Source organism: Hymenobacter cellulosivorans, from assembly GCF_022919135.1.
Classification (GTDB): Bacteria; Bacteroidota; Bacteroidia; order Cytophagales; family Hymenobacteraceae; genus Hymenobacter; species Hymenobacter cellulosivorans.
Genome location: NZ_CP095049.1, coordinates 5,980,518 through 5,998,265 on the forward strand (window position 1 = coordinate 5,980,518; position 17,748 = coordinate 5,998,265).

Below are 17,748 nucleotides of genomic sequence, written 5' to 3' on the forward strand. Positions count from 1 at the left end.
TAGTCATATTGCACAGCAGCCCCTGGACCCTATCTTTCCCAGCATGAAGCCCCTCCTGCCCGTCCTGCTCCTTGCCCTACTTTCCTGCTCCACGTCACCCAGCCTAACGATTGAGCAACAGACCATAGAGGCCTATGTGAAGGCCAGCGCGAATGATCCGTCTAGTTATGAGGCAGTCCGGTGGGGGAAGGCGGCGGCGTATACGCGGCGGGATTCGGCGGCCACGGCAGCGGCGGTGCTTTCTGCTCGGTATTCCGCCACCGCCAACAGTCCTGATATTGAAGGACGAGCCAAACTCATCAAAGAGGCAATACGGCTTGAGAATATCACGGATACAACCCGCATCGGCACACAGCTAACCCACGCCTACCGAGGGAAAAACAAAGTGGGCGCCCTCGTGCTCGACAGCGCCCACTTTGTGGTGTATAAACCGGGGAAGGTAGTCCGCCTTTAGTCAGAACCGATGTTCTTGGTATACTTGATCTTTTCCATGCTGGACATCATTTCCTGGGTCTTGGTATAGATATTTACCTTAGCCATAGAGGCAGCTAGCTTGTCGTAGTCGATGGGTGGGGTGTTGCCGCGTAACGACTCGCGGACGAGGGGGGAGGCTATGGTGCTAGGTAAACTTGTCAACGTACTACCAAGCGCCATTTTTGGCATTGAGTACTCGGGCCTATTCAGTAGGTTCCGACCCCCGCCGAGCATATTCAACTGGTTAGCCATCGTGCGCAGGGTCGGATTCAAGTACACGCCCTTAGTGAGCACCATTTCATTTTGCTCGGCTTCACCCCAATGCTGTCCATTCGGCGCAAATAGTTGTGTTCCACCCTGCTCATGCGGGGCCCCACCGAGCACGGTGCCCCCAGCAAATTTCGCGGAGGAAGACGGGGTAAGACTGCTTCGAATCAGTCCCTTTGCTACGCCAAAGGCCGCCGAAATTGCAGCAGTCAGCAGTGCTGCCTGGGCAAAGCCAGCAATACCGGCCGTAGCAATACTCTGCTGAGAAGACAGAGAGCCTACCGTGGCAATGCCTACGGCGCTAGCCACCTGGGCTTTCAACTGCGATTCCAGCATGTCTAATACCAAGAGTAGTACTTGCGTAGTAAAGGCGGCCAGTGCGTCCCCTTGCTGAGTCAGCGACTCAGCAAAGATTTCCCCAACCTGTTCCCCGAACGCCTGCCCTGCTTGGATGCGCTGCTGAATCTCGGCCTTATAGCGGGCGGTCTGCTCGGTGTTGAGCTGGTTTTCCTTCTGCAGCAATTCGGCGTTGTCGCGGTGGTAGTCCTGGTTGAGCAGCTTGCTGGCCTCAACACGCGCCTTTTGCACCTCGTACAGGCGTTGTTGGTACTGCTTTTCCGTAAGCTGCCCCTGGGCGAAATCGCGCTCCACGGCCTGCTCTCGGTCGGTGAAGAAATCTTCTAGCCGCTGCTGGGCGAATGCGTACTCATTGTTGGCCGTTTCGCGGGCCGCCACGGCGCGCAGCCGGTCCTTCTCGGCTTCCTGCTCCTTTTGACTTTTACGCTTATCAATGGCTTGGATATCCTGATCGAGCTGCAAGGCAATGGCTTCCTGCTTGAGGCGCAATTCCTCGCTGCTGCCCTCACGGGCCTGGGCCAGTAGCGTAGCATTGCCAGTGGCGGCAATGTCGAAGGCCCGATTGATGCGGTCGGTTAGGTGCTGCTCTTCCAACTTGCGCAATTCGGCCTGCCCGTTGGCAATGATTTCCTTACGAGCCGCCAGTAAAGCCGATTCTTGCTTCTTGAGCACCCCAACTTGGGCGGCGCTGTTGTCAGCTAGTTGAATGTTGGTGGCATTACGGGCCTGCTCGCGCAGTAAGTGTTGCTCCTGCTCACTGCCTTTCTCTACTACGTCCAACAATCGGGCAATCTGCTCCTGCCGGTTTTGCAACAAAAGTTTACGAGCCACAAATTGGTCTTTTAGCTCCTGCTCGGCTAGTTTCTTGGCACGCTCAGCCGCCGACTTGGCTTCGTCCAACTCCTTTTTGCGGGCCGCCGCTGTAGCCTTAGTACGGGCCTCGATTTGGGCTTGTGTAGTTAGGTCAAATTCGGTTAGCGCAATTTGAGCAGCCTTCAATTTATCTTCTCGCTCCCGTCGTTCGTCGGCTATCTTTTGCTCGCTGCTGGTTAGAGCTTCATTGGCTATAACCTTCTGGTCTATCCGCTTTAATTCCTGTTTTAGAGCTTCCTCCTGCCGCTTATTATTTTCCTCTATCGCTGCCAAGCTTTTCAGTAGCCCCTCACGCTCAGTGCTCCGGAATTGCTCAATAGCACCACCGGCCAACTCTACCTGCCGCGCCCGCAGCTTGTAGGATTCCGCTTCCTTCTCGGCCTGCTCCAAGGCACGAGCCGAGTTCTTAGCTGCCTTTTCGGCGGCGGTATCCAGCAGGCCAATATACTCCCCGATGCTGCGCCCGCTCTCAGCGGCGCGGTCGGCAATGCTGACAAAGAATTCCTTGACCGGCTGCAACTTTGTTGCCAATGAATCGAGCTTGCGCCCGACCGGGTCGAGAATATCCCGCACTGCTTGAAAGCGCTTGTATAGGGCTTCTACGCCGGTCACCACCAAGCCCACGGGCGTACCGAAACGAAGCAACAACGTGAAGAAGTTTTGCACCTTTCGCTGGGTGGTTTCGCTGGCGTTGGCAAAGGCGAACAGCGCCCCAACTACCAAGCCAACAGCTACCACTAGCAGCCCGAGTGGATTGGCTGTCATAGCCAAGTTCAACGCTCGCTGGGCCACCGTGGCCCCGCCCGTGGCTGCGGCCTGGGCAGTGGTGGCGGCGGTGCCTGCCACGGTGGCCGCTGTGGTTGTCATTGTGAGGGCTGCACCCTCCGTAAACAGCAAATTCTTAGCCTTTAGAAACACGATGTGGGCAGCATCCCGCGCCGAGGCCAACCCTATTTGAAAATTACGGGCAGCTTCGGCTTGAGCCAAGAACTGCGTTGCCTTAGCCGTAGCTTCGGCTGCATCTTCTTCATCCAAAGCCGCCAGCGTGCTGAGCTGAATAGCGGCTGTTACGCCGCCGAAGGCATCCGAAAGAGTAGCCAAATCTTCCTTCTTGGCATTCTTCTCAATCTTGTCCCCGAACTCATCTACTTTGCCGGTGGCTTCCTGTAAAGCACCCCTAGTTTCCAGAATAGCCGCATTGAGTTCTTGAACTCGCTCCTTTTCCTGGGATAAGTCACGGGCCGCGGTTAAGTCAGAGAGCTTTTGCTTCAAGTCAACTACAGAATCTCCATACTCGGTGTTTGCCAACTTAGCATCGGCTAATTCAGATTCAAGCTGCTGAACACGCTGGATGGTTTCTGATGAAATTGGGCCGCCTGCCTTCGCGGTTTCACTCATGTAGCCTTTCAGGCTTTGGAGTTCGTCCGACATAGCCGACAGCGCCATTTGCGCGTCGGCTGATAACTTAGGATACTGACCTATTCCGCGCACAAACAGACCCATGCCCGCATCGGTAACCTTAAGCGTGCCGCGCAGCTCATCAATGACCTTAGACAAAGCCAGGGTTTCCTGAGTGCTATTTTTGGCTGAACCGCTCAACTCCTGGTACTGCTTTTGAGCCAAGCTGAGCTGGGCCTGACTTTGCTTGTAGCTACCATCCACACCGTTGACAGCCGTGCGAAAAAGCTCCAGATTCTTCGTTAAAGCAGTTTGCTCCTGCTGCTGGGCCCGCAACTGATTTTTCAGGTTGACCGAGGCCTTGGCAAATTCCTCATCGGTTACCATGCCCTGCTTTCGGGCGGCATTGAGGGCAGTCTGAGCCGTACGTGTCTTCTCAATGTCGAGCACCAAGGATTGCAGGCGCTGCTCGGTCTTGCCTTCGTCCAACTGCACCCGCAGCAAGACAGTCTTATTTGCATCCATACATCCGGTAGCTAAGTGGGTGTATTGTAAAGCTACCGACCCGGTGGGCTAGCCTTTCTCTCTGATCTGCACTTTTGTTGCACAGCAGCGGGAAAGGTGGGTGTCAGGCAAGTAACTTAGCCAAAGCTACCGACGGGGTGTCGGGGTACGGGTACGAGCCGATGGGCTTTGTTGCAACGCTGGAAAAGCAAAAAGCTCCGACCTAGTGAGGCCGGAGCTTTTCTGTACAAACCTTTCTATTTATTTCTTAACTGCTGGTACAGTGAATACATGATCATCAGCGATTTTTACCAGCGTAAGCTTGTCGCCAGTATTATTGATAATAGGTGCTTTCCTGTCCCAGTAGAATACATGGGTTTTGACTCCTTTTGTTCCACCTACAGTTATTGTTGCTGGTTCGCCCTTCCTTGGTCCTTCTCCTATTTCCAAGGCAATTCTATCACCTTTTTTTAATGCGTGAGTTGGAAACCGGAACACATGGCGTCCTTTATTAGAAGGGTGGTCTTCGTCAGAAAAAGTGGCATCATAAAGAAGGTAGTCCTTAAGGTTCAATGCTTCTGACGCATAGAAATAAATAATCTCTGGTTTTGAAATGTTGTCAACGTTCGTAATAGAGAGCTCCATGCTCATAATCTGTAATGTGACAGGGGAAGTGAACCGGCCACACTTCCACCGTTACACACGATGTGCCACTATAAATTATATTATATCATTCCAAGTTTATATAACTTTATCGCTTGAAGATTGTTTCCAATGGCAGAAAAGTAAGCTGATCTGTCAGGATTTGGCCGTGTTGAGCTAGCGTAGACAACTGACAGTCTGGCCGGTTGAGCTTGCCAAGCGCGAGGAACACCCCACCCCCCTACCCCTGCCGAGCCTCCCGCATCGCCTATAGCCGCCTCGTAACCTGCTGTCGGGCCTGCTCCAGTCGAATTTTACGCATGATGGTATCGGCATCAACTTCCAGCAACTGCCGGTACTTGACCGGGTCGCCGCCGCTGAGCGTACCCCACCTTTACAAAGGAGCCAACTCCGGTGCAACAAAAGTTTGGGGCAGCAAAAAGCCCCGGCCGGGCAGCGCGGGGCTTTTGTCAGTATAGTGGTGCAGGCTTCTGCTCAGCAGAGAATCAGCTCATGAAAAACTCAACGCGCAAATCAAACATGTCATCACTCCCATTATGATCTGAAAAGTTGAACACCAGGTGGTTGCCGCCGTCATAGCTCTCCTTGGTTTTCAGATCGGAAGGCTTCCATCCGTCATTTTCATAGATAGGCTCCAGAATGAAGGTGGCAGGTTCCGAGATGGCATTGTAGCTGAACGTCAGTTTTTTATTAGGTCCATTTTGAACTGCTGTACTAGCCTGCAGAACCTCTACGGGGAGGGTATCAACTTTTCTCGAAATTTTGATTTCGTGTTTGTCTTTCGCTCCCCGCTCTACAGTGATTACTACCTTTTTATTTCGGTCAACAAAAACAGTCTGGGACATTTTTATGGGAAAGAGGGGTAGAACTGAATATAGAGCAAGCTAAACATTAGAAGAACTAATACAACGCCTACCGGGGCTTTTTATGTCCAGTACTCGCATCAGCCAGCTACATTCCACCACCTATCCTAGCCGCCCTGCCCTTCGGCACCGTCTTCTACTTCCCCGAGAGCCAAGCGGCCTAAAGAAAAAATACCCGCTTGCCCTTACCCAACAAAGCGCTCCGGCTTATGGTCGGAGCGCTTTGTTAATAGTACGGGCATCCTTTCAGAAAACGCAAACCACTGTTTCCCAACATGGGAAGGAATCGTTCTAATTCTCGTTGTTAAGCCCGGTTTGCCAGCACTGGATTTTGCTACCTTTGATAAACACCATCGGTGTTTTTTCTTCTGTCTAGCTGTTGTCTATGCTATTATCCACTACTCCATTTCTACAGGCAGTAAAGCGCTGCTTGCTGCTTTGCATTACCGCCTTATTGCTTGCCAGCTCACAACTCTATGCGCAGGCACCCACTTGGCAAATAGCCGTCGTGGCCGGACAGGTAAGCGGCTCGGGATCCTCTACCGTGACGTACACGGATATGGATGCGACTGGCAACTTGTACCTCATCGGCTCCTTCACCGGCACTGTCGTCTTCGGCTCGACCAGCCTGACCAGCACCGGCAAGCGCGACATGTTCGTCGCTAAATGGAGCCCAACAAGCAACTCATTCGTTTGGGCACAACGCGCCGGTGGCACCGGGGAGGATAGTGGCTATAGAGTTACCGTAAGTGGTAGCAGTGTGTATGTAACGGGCCAATTCGCCAGTAATGTCATTAGCTTCGGCCCCACTACGCTAGCCAATACTGATGCGAGTGGCGTAACCGACGATATATTTGTGGCCAAACTTACGGATGCCGGCGCCACAGCCAGCTTTACGTGGGCGCAGAAGGTCGGCAGTACGGCCAATGACTATCTTTTCGCCCTCGCCTCAAACGGACCCAGTATCTATATCCTGGTTGAATTTACTGCTACCCTCGCACTGGGCAGTACAACCTTGGTCCCAGCAGGCTTCAGCGATGGCGTGTTGGTTAAATTTACGGATATAGGGATAAGTGGCCGCGTAGAATGGGCACAACCCTTTGTAAGCCCCAGTGAGGACAGCCCGTCTGCTATAGCTGTCAGTGGTACCAGCATCTACGTGGCCGGCGACTTCGAGGGCCAAACCCTGCAATTAGGCCCTCTCCAGCTGACTAATAGTGATCCGACGGGAAGCACCCCGGATATTTTCGTGGCCAAGCTGACGGATGCGGGCACCAACTGCAGCGTTGTGTGGGCGCAACGTGCTGGAGGACAAGAAAGAGAATATATTTACGACATCGCTGTTAACGGTACCAGCGTGTATCTCATCGGCGAGTTCGTGGGCGTGACGACTGGCTTTGGCCCTATTCCTCTGGTAGCCACTGGGCGGGTTAATACCCTGATTGCCAAGCTTGCCGATGCCGGGTCCAGCGCCAATTTTATCTGGGCACAGCAGGCCGGTGGATCATCAGCTGACCGTCCGATGAGCATAGTTGCCAGTGGAAACGCGGTGTACGTGGCCGGGTACTTTTCAAGTCCTACAATGCGCTTTGGAAGCCTGGCGCTTACCAATACCGGGGGCGATGATTTGTTCGTGACCCAACTCTTGGACGCCGGGGCCAGCGGCAGCTTCAGCTGGGTACAACATGCCAGTGGAACAAGGAATGAGAGTGCCACCGGACTGCAGCTGCAGGGAACGACCTTGTATATGGTCGGATCTACCACTAGTTCCCTTATGACCTTCGGGAGTCAATCTATGGCTAACCCATCGGGAGCTCAACAAGGCTTTTTAGCTTCTCTTTCGATAGGACCGTTGGCTTCTCGAAATGCTTCGTTGCTGGCCGGGTTGAGCGTGTATCCCAATCCGGCGCGCACCAGCGCCTTGGTAATCCTACCAAGCCAGACGGGCCTGACGCAGGCCACAGTTACGTTAGCGGATGCGGTAGGGCGGATCGTTCGCACTGGCTCAACTGCTTTTGGATCCAACGGCTTACGCCAGCAATTGCCGTTAGCAGGCCTGCCGGCTGGATACTATATTGTTATAGTACAGGCCGGTGAGGCGCGGGCAGTGCGCACCCTCCTTATTGAGTAAAACCTGAAATGCATGGATAATACAAAGCCTCAGCTCACCGGTTGGGGCTTTCGCTTTTGGGCTCTGCTGTGCAACAAAAGTTTAGAGCAGCAAAAAGCCCCGGCCGGGTGGGCGCGGGGCTTTTTATATTTCTGTCGATTAATGCTGAATCTGAATGCGCTGACTCGTGCTTTTCCCGTGTACCACCATGCGCAAGTGATATAAGCCAGCAGGAAGCTGATCAACACTCATCAGCCGAAGGTCCTTAGCCTTTTGCTCAACGACAATCCTTCCTCGGCTATTGACAAGTTGGATTTGCGTAGTGCCGTTAGGCAGTTGTATTTCACGGTTGGTAGGATTGGGATAGGCAATGCTATACGGCTCGCTGTCACCCTGCGCAGCGCGCGTGTCCTCCGCACCACCGCCTCCGCCGACAGCCGGCAATGTTACGTTTTGTACACCCGTAACACTGCCGCAGGGACCAGTTGCCGTCACTACTACGCGAAACGTGTTGCCAGGCCCTGTGTTAGGTTGCGGACCAACAAGGCCTAAATGAAATCTTGTATACCCCGGCTGTTGCTCATTCCCAGGAGTATAGGACCATCCTGAGCCGGTGTACATATATTGGGTGTAAGGCGCTGTTATGGGAGAATAAGGAGGCGCCGGATCCGTCAGCGTAAGCATGTAGGTCGTGGTATGCTCGCCGTTGGGGATGGCAATATCATACACGAGGGAGGAGTTAGCCGAATTCGGTACATACACCAGCTGAAAGCCGCTGGGAGTCGTGGGCATCGGGCATGGTCCTAAGTCCGTCAACGACACATCGTCAATGATGTAATACGTAGGACCCGTGCCGGAACAAAGCCCTGGGGATTGGGGCACTTGCGTATCGGCATACCCAAGCGTGACAGATGCTGTCACGCTTGAACCCGAAGCGACACCATCAGCTATAAATGTTCCGGTAACTTCTGTCCAGTTTTGCGTATCGCTAATTACCGGCGAAACCACTTTGGCATAGGGCTCAGGGGAGAATTTATAGGCACTGAAGGAATAGCTACTATTGGGTCTGTCATATACATAGTCCGGCTTTCCTCCCTCTGTTACATACAAGGCAAGTTTATCGCTACACGTATAGCCAGGACGCCGCAGCGCGTAGAATTTTGCTTGATATCGATGGCCTTTTAGAAGCGTGACTTGCTGAGTAATGAACTGGAAGCTCTCCGGTATAAACTGTTCTTTTGAAAGTGCGACACAACCCTTACTGTCGTTGTGCGGGGGAAAAGCGCCACCAAAGTCATTTGTAAGACGCGGGTCCATATTTGGCGCGTAGAAGGCGGCCGGCGTAGCCAAGTAGTTCGGGCTCCCAAATTTTTGGGAGATACCAGTCCAGCCTGGTAAGTCATCATAGGCTGCAAACTTGGGGCCCTTTACGTTATCAGGGCCGCGCGGATCCTGATTCCGAGCTTCGAAATTACCATTCTGAATTTGAGCGGTTACCGGTTGACTAATGGCTGTACAGGCTAATGCCGCTGCGGCGTAATAGGTAAACAAGTGTCTCATGTGAAAAAAGGATTAAAAGAGTTCTATTGCTATATTCTTATATCAAAAGTGCCAGCCTACGGGCGAGGTTTAAAGGACACTAGGGACAAATTTGTGACATCTAATACGCTTCCTGAGACGTGTAAAACTCCCCGCCATAAAACTCCCTCCCCTGCTGCTCGGCCAGTACCGGGGCCGGCAGGAAGGACGCATGCAGGCGGGCCATTTCGACCACTGTCGGCCGCCCAGGCTCGAACTCCTCCACTTTGCTCAGGGCGAAATATTCGCCTAGGGCCCCATCCCAAATGGGCACGGTGTAATCCAACCCGGCAATATCCTGCTCGGTGAGCTGGTACTGCTCGCGGTGGTAGCGCGTCTGGGTGAGCATGGACTGCAGCCCGCGCCAGCATACAGGCAGCACGTAGCGCTGGGCATCCAGCTCCACGCCCTGAGGCTGGGCAAAGTAGCTGGTAGCCGCGCCCACGGGGGCCGCCAGGTTATAGGCGGCCAGTGCCTGGGCGTACTGCGCCTTAGCCTGCTCCGAAGCGTATCCACCTACCGGGGCCGGCAGCACCCCACCCCGTACGGTCAGCTGCCGGCTGGTGTCAGCGTGCAGCACGAGTCGCGGCTTAAGCTGCTGCAGGTCGTACTCGGCCGGCGCAAAGGGGTCCTCGACGATGCGCAGCTTGAAGTTGGGCAAGCTCAGCACACCAGGGATCTTCGCACTATCCTCAGTGGCGGCAAACAGCAGCGTCGTGAGTGTGTATTCACGGGGCAGTACCGCATCGTCTACCACCAGCACCCCATCGCCATAGCCGAGCGTGGCCGTTTTATTGACTGGCCCGCCCTGGTAGCCCACCGTATGCGTCGGCTCGGGCGCCCACTTGAAGTAGTTGCGCTGCCCGTAGGAGCCGAAGCGGTAGAGCACACTACGGGGCTCTGCGGGGCTCGGGGCCGGCTGGTCGCGCTTGGCCGTCCAGTCCACTGCGTGCGGGGCATTGGCCAGCACCGTGGCAGAGGGGCTGAGCTCCAGCAGGTCGGCATAGTCGTCGGTCTGGACCGTCAAGCCCGCGAGCTGCACCAGGGTTTTGAAGAAATCCAGTTGGCTCATCTCCGGCAGCCACTCGCTCAGGCGCACCGGCCCGCCGGGCGGAACCTCCGGGAGCACCGTAATTTCCAATTTGTCGGGCGTCAGCGTGTTGCCATCGACAACATAAAAAGCATCTTGGAATAGCTGGTAGCCGAATTTGTAGTTGCCGAAGGTGTTGGGCACCCCGCGTAGCCGCACCTGGATGGTAACTCGGTCCTGCGGCCCCATCAGCAACCGGTCGGCGGCTACTCTGACGACAAATGGCGTTTCGTTGTCCACGGTGATTTCCTCCCCCTCAATGACAGCCTGCCCATTCACGCACACGTACAGCCGCGCCGCGGCCTTGCCGATGCGCACGTCGGAAAAGAACAGCTTTACCACAAGCGAGGCCGCCACCGACAGGTACACCGGCTCATCGGGCTGGTAGTAGGGCCGGTCGGGTGGGCCCGCAGGCAGCTCGTAGACGCCCGCCACAGGGGGCAGGTGGTAGTTGGGTCGGCGCGTACCATCGGTGTAGGGCACCGTAGCAATCACCGTATCGCGGTTGGTAGCGGGCTGGCTACTGCCGTCCTGGTAGCCGGGGCCGGTGCTGACTACCAGCCGGCGGGCTTCCCGGTACTCTTCGCTGTACTGGGCCACCGTCACAGCCGGCAGCTTGAGCCGGTCCAGCAGCTCACTGTTCCAATCCGAGGCGGAGAAGCCGGCCTCGGCCAGCATCTGCTGCCAAATGAGCCGGGCGCTCAGGCTGGGGTAGCAGTCAGTGAATGGTACCGCATCCCAGGCCAGGGGCTTGCCCCTATCGAATACCTCATAGCTCCAGCCGTACTGGTCGTAATATGCCTTGCTGATGCGCTGCGATACAGCTTCCCAGCTCCACGTGTGGTCGAAGCGGGAAAAGTCCAGCTCGCGCAGTTTCTTCTCGCCCAGGGCCTCGACGAAGCGCTTATTGCCCGCCACGAGCTGCAACTGATACCGACCACCCTCGAAGCCTTTCACGATGAGCAGGGCCCGCGGCATGATTTCCACCCCGTTGCTGCGCAGCGTGGCCTCGGTGCGTCCGTAGGCTTTAGTCAGCTCCGAAGTACCGTAGGCGGCCAGGCCTAGCAGCTGGTGGTTGCGTTGGGTGCCGGGGGCTGAAACCTCGTGGGTTACGTCGCTATTGATTTTATCCGGCTCGGTCAGGTTGTTGGCTTGGAAGCTGGGCAGGATGCTGCCGGTCTGCTCATCTAGATCCAGAGCCTGGCCCAGAATTAGTATTTCGGTTGCCATTACTGCCCTTGGGTATACTGAGGCGCGGCCTCGGTGAAGGATACACTGAACTCATAGCGGGTCTGCCCCTCCCGGTAGGCAGGAAAGGCCCCACGGTTCACCACTACGGGCACCCACTCACTGCCCACTCCACCTGGCTGGTACCACACCTGGGGCGAACGGCGCAGTGTCCGCAGCCCCTCCACCAACTCCCGCCCCCGAAACGGCCCCGTGCTGACCTGCACCGTGCGCCGGGCTACGCCGGGGCTGCTGTAGCGCTGCTCCCCGGTACCGGCCTCGGTGTAGGTGGCACCGTCGCTGATGTCGTCGCCATACTGGTGCTTGCCGGCAAACACCCAGTACCCATACCCGCCCTCGGGCGACACCCAGCGTACGGGTAGCCCATGCGTGGGGCAAGGCATGAACACGCCGTGTACGCCCAGCTCCTCGTATTCGCCCGGGTCAACTTCCGTCACGAAGGCATAGCGGCCCAGACCGGTAAAGTTGAGCACCGAGAGCGGAAAGCTATACCCCGGCCAGAAGGGCAGCATCTTACCAAAGGGCGTGAGGGGCACCGGTGAAGTAGTGTGCAGCGACAAATCCGCCAGGGCTGCATTAAGCACGTAGCCGCTCTCGATGGTTTTGGCCCCTACCTTCAGGCGGTAATAGGTGTAGAGGTCGTCGGAAAAGGCCGTTGGGCTATTGATATCCAGCCGGCGGACACCATCGCTGCCCAGTGCGCCCATCAACGGGCGCAGGTAGGGCGCCACATCGAAGCGGGCTACGGCGGTACGCGGCGAAATCGTGGCGCGAAGGGTGGTAACGAAAACCAGTGGTCGGTCTGCTTCGTGCGGGTGGCCTGGAATCAAGCCGGCGTAGAGTTCGGCCGTCACGTACGTCGTTGCCACCTCATCCTGGACCACGACATCAATCGGCAGCGACGGCCACAGGCTACGCCAGCGAGATGTATACACGCACAAGCTATTGTCCCGCTGCGTGGCGAGCGGGTTGTAATTGCTGGCCTCCTCATCGTCGCAGCCGATGATGGGGGCCACGTAGGGCGGAATCCGGAACTCTCGGAAGGCCCGTAGGGCTGGGGTGCTACTATCGGCTACCTGCACCGTGTACAGGCCAGGCGGGGCCGCAATCGTCCCCATGCCGTCGGTCAACGTCAGGTCGGCCGCGGTTACCCCGGCCACATAGGCTTTGATGGGCGGCTTGCCTCCGCTGGTCCATACATCCACTGAGCCGTTGGCTGGGGCGGGCCCGGTCGGGGCAAACGGGTCTACGCTGTCGATGCTAAGCAACGGCACCACTTCAAAGCCACAGCTCGGACTGTTGGCAATGGTGGAAATGACCAGAAACGGACTACCGGTGGTGCTGCGAAACTCTACCCGGGTCGTGCCTTCGCAGAAGCCCTCACCGACCAGCTCCCCATTCTCACGGCCACGCTCGGCCACCGTAACCGTGGCCAGCTCCCCCTGCCGGTTTGGGCTGTGTCGTACCACAATGATGCGCCCGGCGGGCGTCACCTTGTAATAAAGCTTGTAGGTCTCGCCGTTGACCGGGCCGAATTCATCGATGAGTAGCCCATCAGGATTCTCCACCGGCTCGGGGTTGGCAATGGTGTAGTTGCGCGTAATTTCGCAGCCAGCCGCATCCTTGAAGCGGGCCACGTGGTTGCCAGGAAGCTGGCCCGGGTAGACGGTCTGAGCCGAATAGTTGCCCCCGTTGGCCATGTACTGAATAGGTGGGTGGCTGCTCGTAGCCGTTAGCGTCACTGTGTCGCCGACGACATCGGCTTGCCCAGCCAGGTCGCACACGGTCTGGTAGTAGTTGGCGTCCACCGTCACCTCCACCCAGGGCTTGTTACCGATGGAGGTGAGAGTAATGCGGTCCTGATCGGCCCGGTACTGCTGAAGGACAAAGCCCACGTCGTAGCTGCGGAAGGGCGTGCCCAGCGGGGCCAGCTCTGGGCCGATGGGCTCAATCTGCCGGGCGCTGACGGTACGCGCGGTGGTATCGTAGATGCTCTCCCAAGTCGAATTGTCGAAGGTGAGGGTATCGAGGGTTTCCAGGGCCATGGTTACAGCGTTGAGACGCCCCGCAAGGCGGAGGCAATGGCTACTTGCTCGCCGGCGGCAATGCTGGCCAGCAGCGTGTTGAGAATCGTAGGGCTGAGCACGTCATCCAGTAGGCCCGACACCTGGGTGTGGCGGTAGAGCTCGGTTCCGGAGGCGTGAATTTTCTGAGCGGCGGCAAACCCAAATTGTCGATAGGTCATTCCCCCACTCAGGATGATGCCCTTGTCCTGGGCCCACTGCTCCAGAATCGTGTGCAGCGGCTCACCGGTGCCCCCACCCTGTTGTTGGGTGGGGCCGCGGCCGGTGATGAGGGCCTGCAGGTGGGCAGGACCAAAGAGCGTCAGGCTCTCATCGGTGGCCTCAGCATGCACCGCCTGCGCTGTACGCCCGCTGGTGTAGGCCGGGCGATTACGGGGCGGCTGTGGATGCTGTTTGAGCGCCTCGATGGTAGCGGCCACCAGCTCGGGGCCGGCTTTGGCAAAGGCGGCTTTGGCGGAGGCTAGCATTCGACCAGGCTGGAGAGGGTGAAGTTGACCAGGTAACCGGTACCGATGCTGGCGCCTTTGCGCAACACAGGCACGCGGTCCATCACGTCGTCGACTAGCTCCACGCTGGCGGCCTCGGCAAACAGGCCGTAGAACTTCTGGGTAAGCAAGTCCATCTCGTTCTGGATGTGCATGCTGTCGGCCGAGCCGTTTTCGTGCTTGTCCAGGCCGTAGAAGCACATGGCTACCTGCGTGGTGATGCGCCCGCCCCGAATGCGGCTGGGCATCAGGAACAAATGCGCCTGCGGGAAAGGCGTATTGTAGTTGATGTCGGCCTGGGCCTGCTTGCCGTGCCAGAAGGATTTGGCCCCGGCTTCAGTGGCTAGTGCGTCGAGCAGAGCAACGATATCGGCGTGGGTCATGCTACTTGTGCTTTTCAGCGTGAATCTTGTGTAGGCGTTTCTGGTAGGCGCTTTTGGCTTGTTCTAGCCTGAGCTTGCGGAAGACGGTGTCGGCGTCGAGTTCGTAGAGCTGGGCCCAGCTGCAGCGGAAGGCCTCGGCCAGCGCATCGACGGTAAGAAGCGGCCCAAACCGGCTGCCCATTTCTTCCAGGCCGGCGTCGAGCTCGTCATCGTCGGGCTCGGCAATGTCTTTGGGGTCGGCGGCGTGGCGTTCGAAGAAATCCACCACGCCGCTGAGAAAAAAAGCACGTCGCCCAGGCAATTGGTTACGGGCTCCTGTAGGATGGCTTCGTGCATGGCCTGCAGCTTCTGCTCATCGTAGCGCTTGAAAATCTGCTGACTACGGTAGAGGGCATACAGGTAGGGCGCGTGCCAGATGTCGGGTTTGTCGGGGTACTCCTCGAAGCGGGCTTGCACCAGCATCATCTGGCCATAGCTGGCACTACCTGGATCCATCAGGTCAGGGCTGGGCTCCGACTCGGGCAGCGTAGCGGCGAAGTGCAGCAGGTTCATCAGGTAGCCCGCATCCTGCCATGGCAGCCGGTCCAGTTGTTCCTGGGTGATGCCAGCCAGGCAGCACGCGGCCGAGTCGGTAGAGCACTGCCAGTCGATGAACTGCTGTAGGCTCACGTCCATCCAGGACGTGGGCACGCTCAGAATGACGGTTTCGGCACCGTCGGTGGTGGTCAGGGTAAGTTCGTGGCGCATTAGCGGACAATGGAAGAAGGTGCGGAACGACGGCGGGGGGCCAACGCCGCTGGGAGTTTATTCAGGGCCACGTAGCGCATGGCATCAATACAGTGGTTAAAGGCGTCCACCGGCTCATTGGTCGGGCGCCCAGTGAGCCGGTCTACCTTCCATTTGTAGTTGCTGAGTTCCTTGCGCAGCATCACGCTGCGGCGGGTCACATTGAGATGATAGCTCCGCAGCAAGTCCAAGCCTGCATTCACCGAGCCCGGCCCTTTGGTGGCGGGCTCAATCAACCGGAAGCCGAGACGGCGTAGTTCTTCGATGCTCTTTTGCTCGGCCGAATCAGCAACCACTACCTTCAGCGTGGCAGATGGGTCCGCTACCAGCAACTCCCGATGAATGTCGGGGTTGGTTAGTCCTTCTTTGTAGAGTACTTCATCAGCCCATAGCTGCCCGCCCCCGAGGTATAAGTCAACGGCCGTGGTCGGATCATTGGTAAAGCCGAAGTCCAGTCCACGACCTAGGAAACGGTAACCAGGCGGCACTTCTTCAACCACTGTCCAGTTGCGGAGCACCAAGCCTTCAATTTTACCCGTGAGGCCACGGGCATATACCTTCCACAATTCAAGGTCCTTCTCCTTCAGCGCTTCGATTTTAGCCCGCTGCTTGGGCTTCACGAATGGATTATGAATGTGGTAGGAAATCAGTGTTTCGACATTGGGCCGCCCGATAAGATTATCATGCACCCAGAATTCGCCGTTGGGGTTGTAGTCGATAAAGCTCTGCTCGGTACGCATGTACAGTTCCTCGAACACGCCATAAGGAATGCCGTTGGCCTCATTGACGAACAGGTACTTGCGCTTGCCACTCTTCGCATCCTGCGGGCTGTCGTAGCTTTTAAACTCCATCACGCACCCATTGTGGAAGGTGAAGGTGTGGTCCGACTTGTTGTACGTTTTGATGAGCCGCTGCAGCTCAGGGCTGTTATGGTAGATTTCGTTGGCGTCCCGAATGGCGCCGGCTTTGAGGTTCGGAATGTCCTGCCCGCATACCGTGGCCACGGCGCGCTTATCATCAGCCAGCTTGGCAAAAAGCGTTTGCAGGATAGTGTAGGTCTTCGCTGACCAGGTGCCGCCTTGATTCACCACCACCTCAGCGGTACTTTCCATGTTTGGCGCAAATAGGTCGCCGGTCTTAAACATCAGCTGCGGCCTCCTTCTCGCTTCTTGCAATAGGCACGCCACTGGTGATTACTTCCACCTTAGCGTTAATTACTGGAATGGCATTGGCCTGGCTGTTGTCCTTCTCGAAGATGCCGTGCACGCGGCCCATGTCGCGCAGGGCCGCCGCCGCGTCGTACATCTCCACCTTAATGCCGAATTCTGAAGGCTGCCACGACTTAATGCGGTTGCCTTCCTTGGCCTCGGCAATCTTCACCAAGTCCAGGTCGACGCGCTTTACCAGCTCCGGAGGGCCAGCAACCATGATAAACGCCTCGGGGTCCCGCTCCAGCGTCATCTGGTGCCGAAGTACTTCTAAGCGCTTGTGCTTGATGGCCTGCTGCTTGCTAGCCAAGTAGGTTTCCTTCGCTTCATCCAACAGACCAAGCACCTCCACCGAGCGGGCGGCGTATTCTTCATCAAATGCAATTTGCGCCTCCAATAACCGGATCGTCTCGGCCAGTGGTTGCGGAATCTTGGTCTTCTTCTCTACCTCTTTTACCGTTAGAAAGTCATTCAGGCGGGTTTCTGCAATGTCACTGATGAGTTTCGTCACCTGCCCAGCGGATAGACTCAACTCCTTCAGCCGCGCATCAATAGCCGACTTTATTTCTACTTTCTTATACAAACGTGACCCTTCCTGCCCCGCATTCTTCTTCGCGTAACCAGCTCGAATTGCTGCCTGAGTACAATTCCAATCAACGCAATACTCCTCCACAAAGCGCTGCTGCTTCGTCGTGAGTTGGACGGGTGGCGGGGTTGGCTGATTTTCGGGGTTGAGCATAGCTCAAAGTTGCTCCCGAGGGTAGCCTTACGCCGCTTTTCGCCGGGACTTTTGTTGCACAGTAGCCGGAACATTGGAAACAGGCAACTCCGCCGCCAGGGTATAGAGGTCCAGATACTGGGTATTGGGGGTGATACGGAAGATAATGCGCGTGACCTCGGCCGGGTAGTCGGCAAAGAGTGCTTCGGCCCGGTAGGGTGCTCGAAAGCGTAGGTGGCTCCCGTTACGCCCACCAGCGACCAGGTTACAACACGCTCCGGCGCGGCGGTCCAGCTGCCACGGCATGCGCCGGCTGGCGGGCGGCAGTAGATCCACCTGCAGGTGGGCATCGTGCATCAGCCGGGTAGCTTCGCCATTGAGGTTGATGATGCCGGAACGGTAGACGGTGAGCAGGGGTAGGTCTTGGATCAGGGGCATGTTCTTACCTATACAACCGAGTTGCGCAGGTATCAAAACTGGCTCTATTCAGTATGCAGAGCTAGAAAAGGATAGTTAAAACATGTACAAGGCAACAAGTCCCCAATTATCTCAATGTGTATGGGTGTAACAAAGCATGATTAAACAGAATTAAATCAACACTAAATAGAAAAACCACCTACATTTGTACCAATCCAGCCTATCAGGCATGGAACTGCTCT

General features: G+C 56.6%; 14 protein-coding genes. 2 read left to right on the forward strand and 12 right to left on the reverse strand.

Annotation, left to right across the window (positions count from 1 at the left end; translation table 11 throughout):
• Window positions 1-43: 43 nt before the first annotated feature.
• Window positions 44-454: a hypothetical protein gene (locus tag MUN80_RS25380; protein WP_244717759.1), complete on the forward strand. Its 411-nt coding sequence runs from the start codon at window positions 44-46 to the stop codon at window positions 452-454.
• Here MUN80_RS25380 and MUN80_RS25385 read toward each other — a convergent pair.
• The 3 genes from MUN80_RS25385 to MUN80_RS25395 form a co-directional block, all read right to left on the reverse strand.
• A complete protein-coding gene (locus tag MUN80_RS25385) occupies window positions 451-3,894 on the reverse strand; it encodes a hypothetical protein (protein WP_244717762.1) in 3,444 nt (1,147 codons plus the stop codon). The two genes, MUN80_RS25380 and MUN80_RS25385, sit on opposite strands and share 4 nt — an antisense overlap.
• Before the next feature lie 240 nt (window positions 3,895-4,134).
• Window positions 4,135-4,518: a hypothetical protein gene (locus MUN80_RS25390; RefSeq protein WP_244717765.1), complete on the reverse strand. Its 384-nt coding sequence runs from the start codon at window positions 4,516-4,518 to the stop codon at window positions 4,135-4,137.
• A 503-nt stretch (window positions 4,519-5,021) separates the two neighbouring features.
• A complete protein-coding gene (locus MUN80_RS25395) occupies window positions 5,022-5,381 on the reverse strand; it encodes a hypothetical protein (RefSeq protein WP_244717768.1) in 360 nt (119 codons plus the stop codon).
• Window positions 5,382-5,784: 403 nt separating this feature from the next.
• Between MUN80_RS25395 and MUN80_RS25400 the strand changes: the two genes are divergently transcribed.
• Window positions 5,785-7,530, forward strand: coding sequence for a T9SS type A sorting domain-containing protein (locus MUN80_RS25400; RefSeq protein WP_244717771.1), 1,746 nt, complete (start codon window positions 5,785-5,787; stop codon window positions 7,528-7,530).
• A 138-nt stretch (window positions 7,531-7,668) separates the two neighbouring features.
• Here the strand turns inward: MUN80_RS25400 and MUN80_RS25405 are convergent, their stop codons facing one another.
• The 9 genes from MUN80_RS25405 to MUN80_RS25445 all read right to left on the reverse strand — a co-directional run bounded on the left by MUN80_RS25405 (window position 7,669) and on the right by MUN80_RS25445 (window position 17,527).
• Window positions 7,669-9,069 carry a T9SS type A sorting domain-containing protein gene (locus MUN80_RS25405; protein WP_244717774.1) on the reverse strand — a complete coding sequence of 467 codons (1,401 nt, stop codon included), beginning with the start codon at window positions 9,067-9,069 and terminating at the stop codon, window positions 7,669-7,671.
• A gap of 100 nt (window positions 9,070-9,169) precedes the next feature.
• Complete coding sequence (locus tag MUN80_RS25410) at window positions 9,170-11,407, reverse strand: hypothetical protein (protein ID WP_244717777.1); 2,238 nt, start codon at window positions 11,405-11,407, stop codon at window positions 9,170-9,172.
• Window positions 11,407-13,470: a hypothetical protein gene (locus MUN80_RS25415; RefSeq protein ID WP_244717780.1), complete on the reverse strand. Its 2,064-nt coding sequence runs from the start codon at window positions 13,468-13,470 to the stop codon at window positions 11,407-11,409. Before MUN80_RS25415 ends, MUN80_RS25410 begins: the two co-directional genes overlap by 1 nt.
• Window positions 13,471-13,472: 2 nt before the next feature.
• Entirely contained in the window at window positions 13,473-13,976 is a 504-nt protein-coding gene (locus MUN80_RS25420; RefSeq protein ID WP_244717783.1) for a hypothetical protein, read from the reverse strand.
• Entirely contained in the window at window positions 13,970-14,377 is a 408-nt protein-coding gene (locus tag MUN80_RS25425; protein WP_244717786.1) for a hypothetical protein, read from the reverse strand. The genes MUN80_RS25420 and MUN80_RS25425 overlap by 7 nt, the downstream gene beginning before the upstream one ends.
• A 63-nt stretch (window positions 14,378-14,440) precedes the next feature.
• The gene (locus tag MUN80_RS25430) at window positions 14,441-15,124 is read right to left on the reverse strand and encodes a hypothetical protein (protein WP_244717789.1); all 684 of its coding nucleotides are present in this window, start codon (window positions 15,122-15,124) and stop codon (window positions 14,441-14,443) included.
• A complete protein-coding gene (locus MUN80_RS25435) occupies window positions 15,124-16,275 on the reverse strand; it encodes a PBSX family phage terminase large subunit (RefSeq protein ID WP_244717792.1) in 1,152 nt (383 codons plus the stop codon). Before MUN80_RS25435 ends, MUN80_RS25430 begins: the two co-directional genes overlap by 1 nt.
• Before the next feature lie 25 nt (window positions 16,276-16,300).
• Window positions 16,301-17,110 (reverse strand): terminase small subunit, encoded by an 810-nt coding sequence (locus MUN80_RS25440; RefSeq protein WP_244717795.1) that lies wholly within the window; start codon window positions 17,108-17,110, stop codon window positions 16,301-16,303.
• Window positions 17,111-17,137: 27 nt separating this feature from the next.
• Complete coding sequence (locus MUN80_RS25445) at window positions 17,138-17,527, reverse strand: hypothetical protein (RefSeq protein WP_244717798.1); 390 nt, start codon at window positions 17,525-17,527, stop codon at window positions 17,138-17,140.
• Window positions 17,528-17,748: the final 221 nt, after the last annotated feature.

Coding starts and splice junctions, on each gene's coding strand:
- MUN80_RS25380 (WP_244717759.1), top strand. CDS start 44: ATGAAGCCCCTCCTGCCCGTCCTGCTCCTTGCCCTACTTTCCTGCTCC.
- MUN80_RS25385 (WP_244717762.1), bottom strand. CDS start 3,894: ATGGATGCAAATAAGACTGTCTTGCTGCGGGTGCAGTTGGACGAAGGC.
- MUN80_RS25390 (WP_244717765.1), bottom strand. CDS start 4,518: ATGGAGCTCTCTATTACGAACGTTGACAACATTTCAAAACCAGAGATT.
- MUN80_RS25395 (WP_244717768.1), bottom strand. CDS start 5,381: ATGTCCCAGACTGTTTTTGTTGACCGAAATAAAAAGGTAGTAATCACT.
- MUN80_RS25400 (WP_244717771.1), top strand. CDS start 5,785: ATGCTATTATCCACTACTCCATTTCTACAGGCAGTAAAGCGCTGCTTG.
- MUN80_RS25405 (WP_244717774.1), bottom strand. CDS start 9,069: ATGAGACACTTGTTTACCTATTACGCCGCAGCGGCATTAGCCTGTACA.
- MUN80_RS25410 (WP_244717777.1), bottom strand. CDS start 11,407: ATGGCAACCGAAATACTAATTCTGGGCCAGGCTCTGGATCTAGATGAG.
- MUN80_RS25415 (WP_244717780.1), bottom strand. CDS start 13,470: ATGGCCCTGGAAACCCTCGATACCCTCACCTTCGACAATTCGACTTGG.
- MUN80_RS25420 (WP_244717783.1), bottom strand. CDS start 13,976: ATGCTAGCCTCCGCCAAAGCCGCCTTTGCCAAAGCCGGCCCCGAGCTG.
- MUN80_RS25425 (WP_244717786.1), bottom strand. CDS start 14,377: ATGACCCACGCCGATATCGTTGCTCTGCTCGACGCACTAGCCACTGAA.
- MUN80_RS25430 (WP_244717789.1), bottom strand. CDS start 15,124: ATGCGCCACGAACTTACCCTGACCACCACCGACGGTGCCGAAACCGTC.
- MUN80_RS25435 (WP_244717792.1), bottom strand. CDS start 16,275: ATGGAAAGTACCGCTGAGGTGGTGGTGAATCAAGGCGGCACCTGGTCA.
- MUN80_RS25440 (WP_244717795.1), bottom strand. CDS start 17,110: ATGCTCAACCCCGAAAATCAGCCAACCCCGCCACCCGTCCAACTCACG.
- MUN80_RS25445 (WP_244717798.1), bottom strand. CDS start 17,527: ATGCCCCTGATCCAAGACCTACCCCTGCTCACCGTCTACCGTTCCGGC.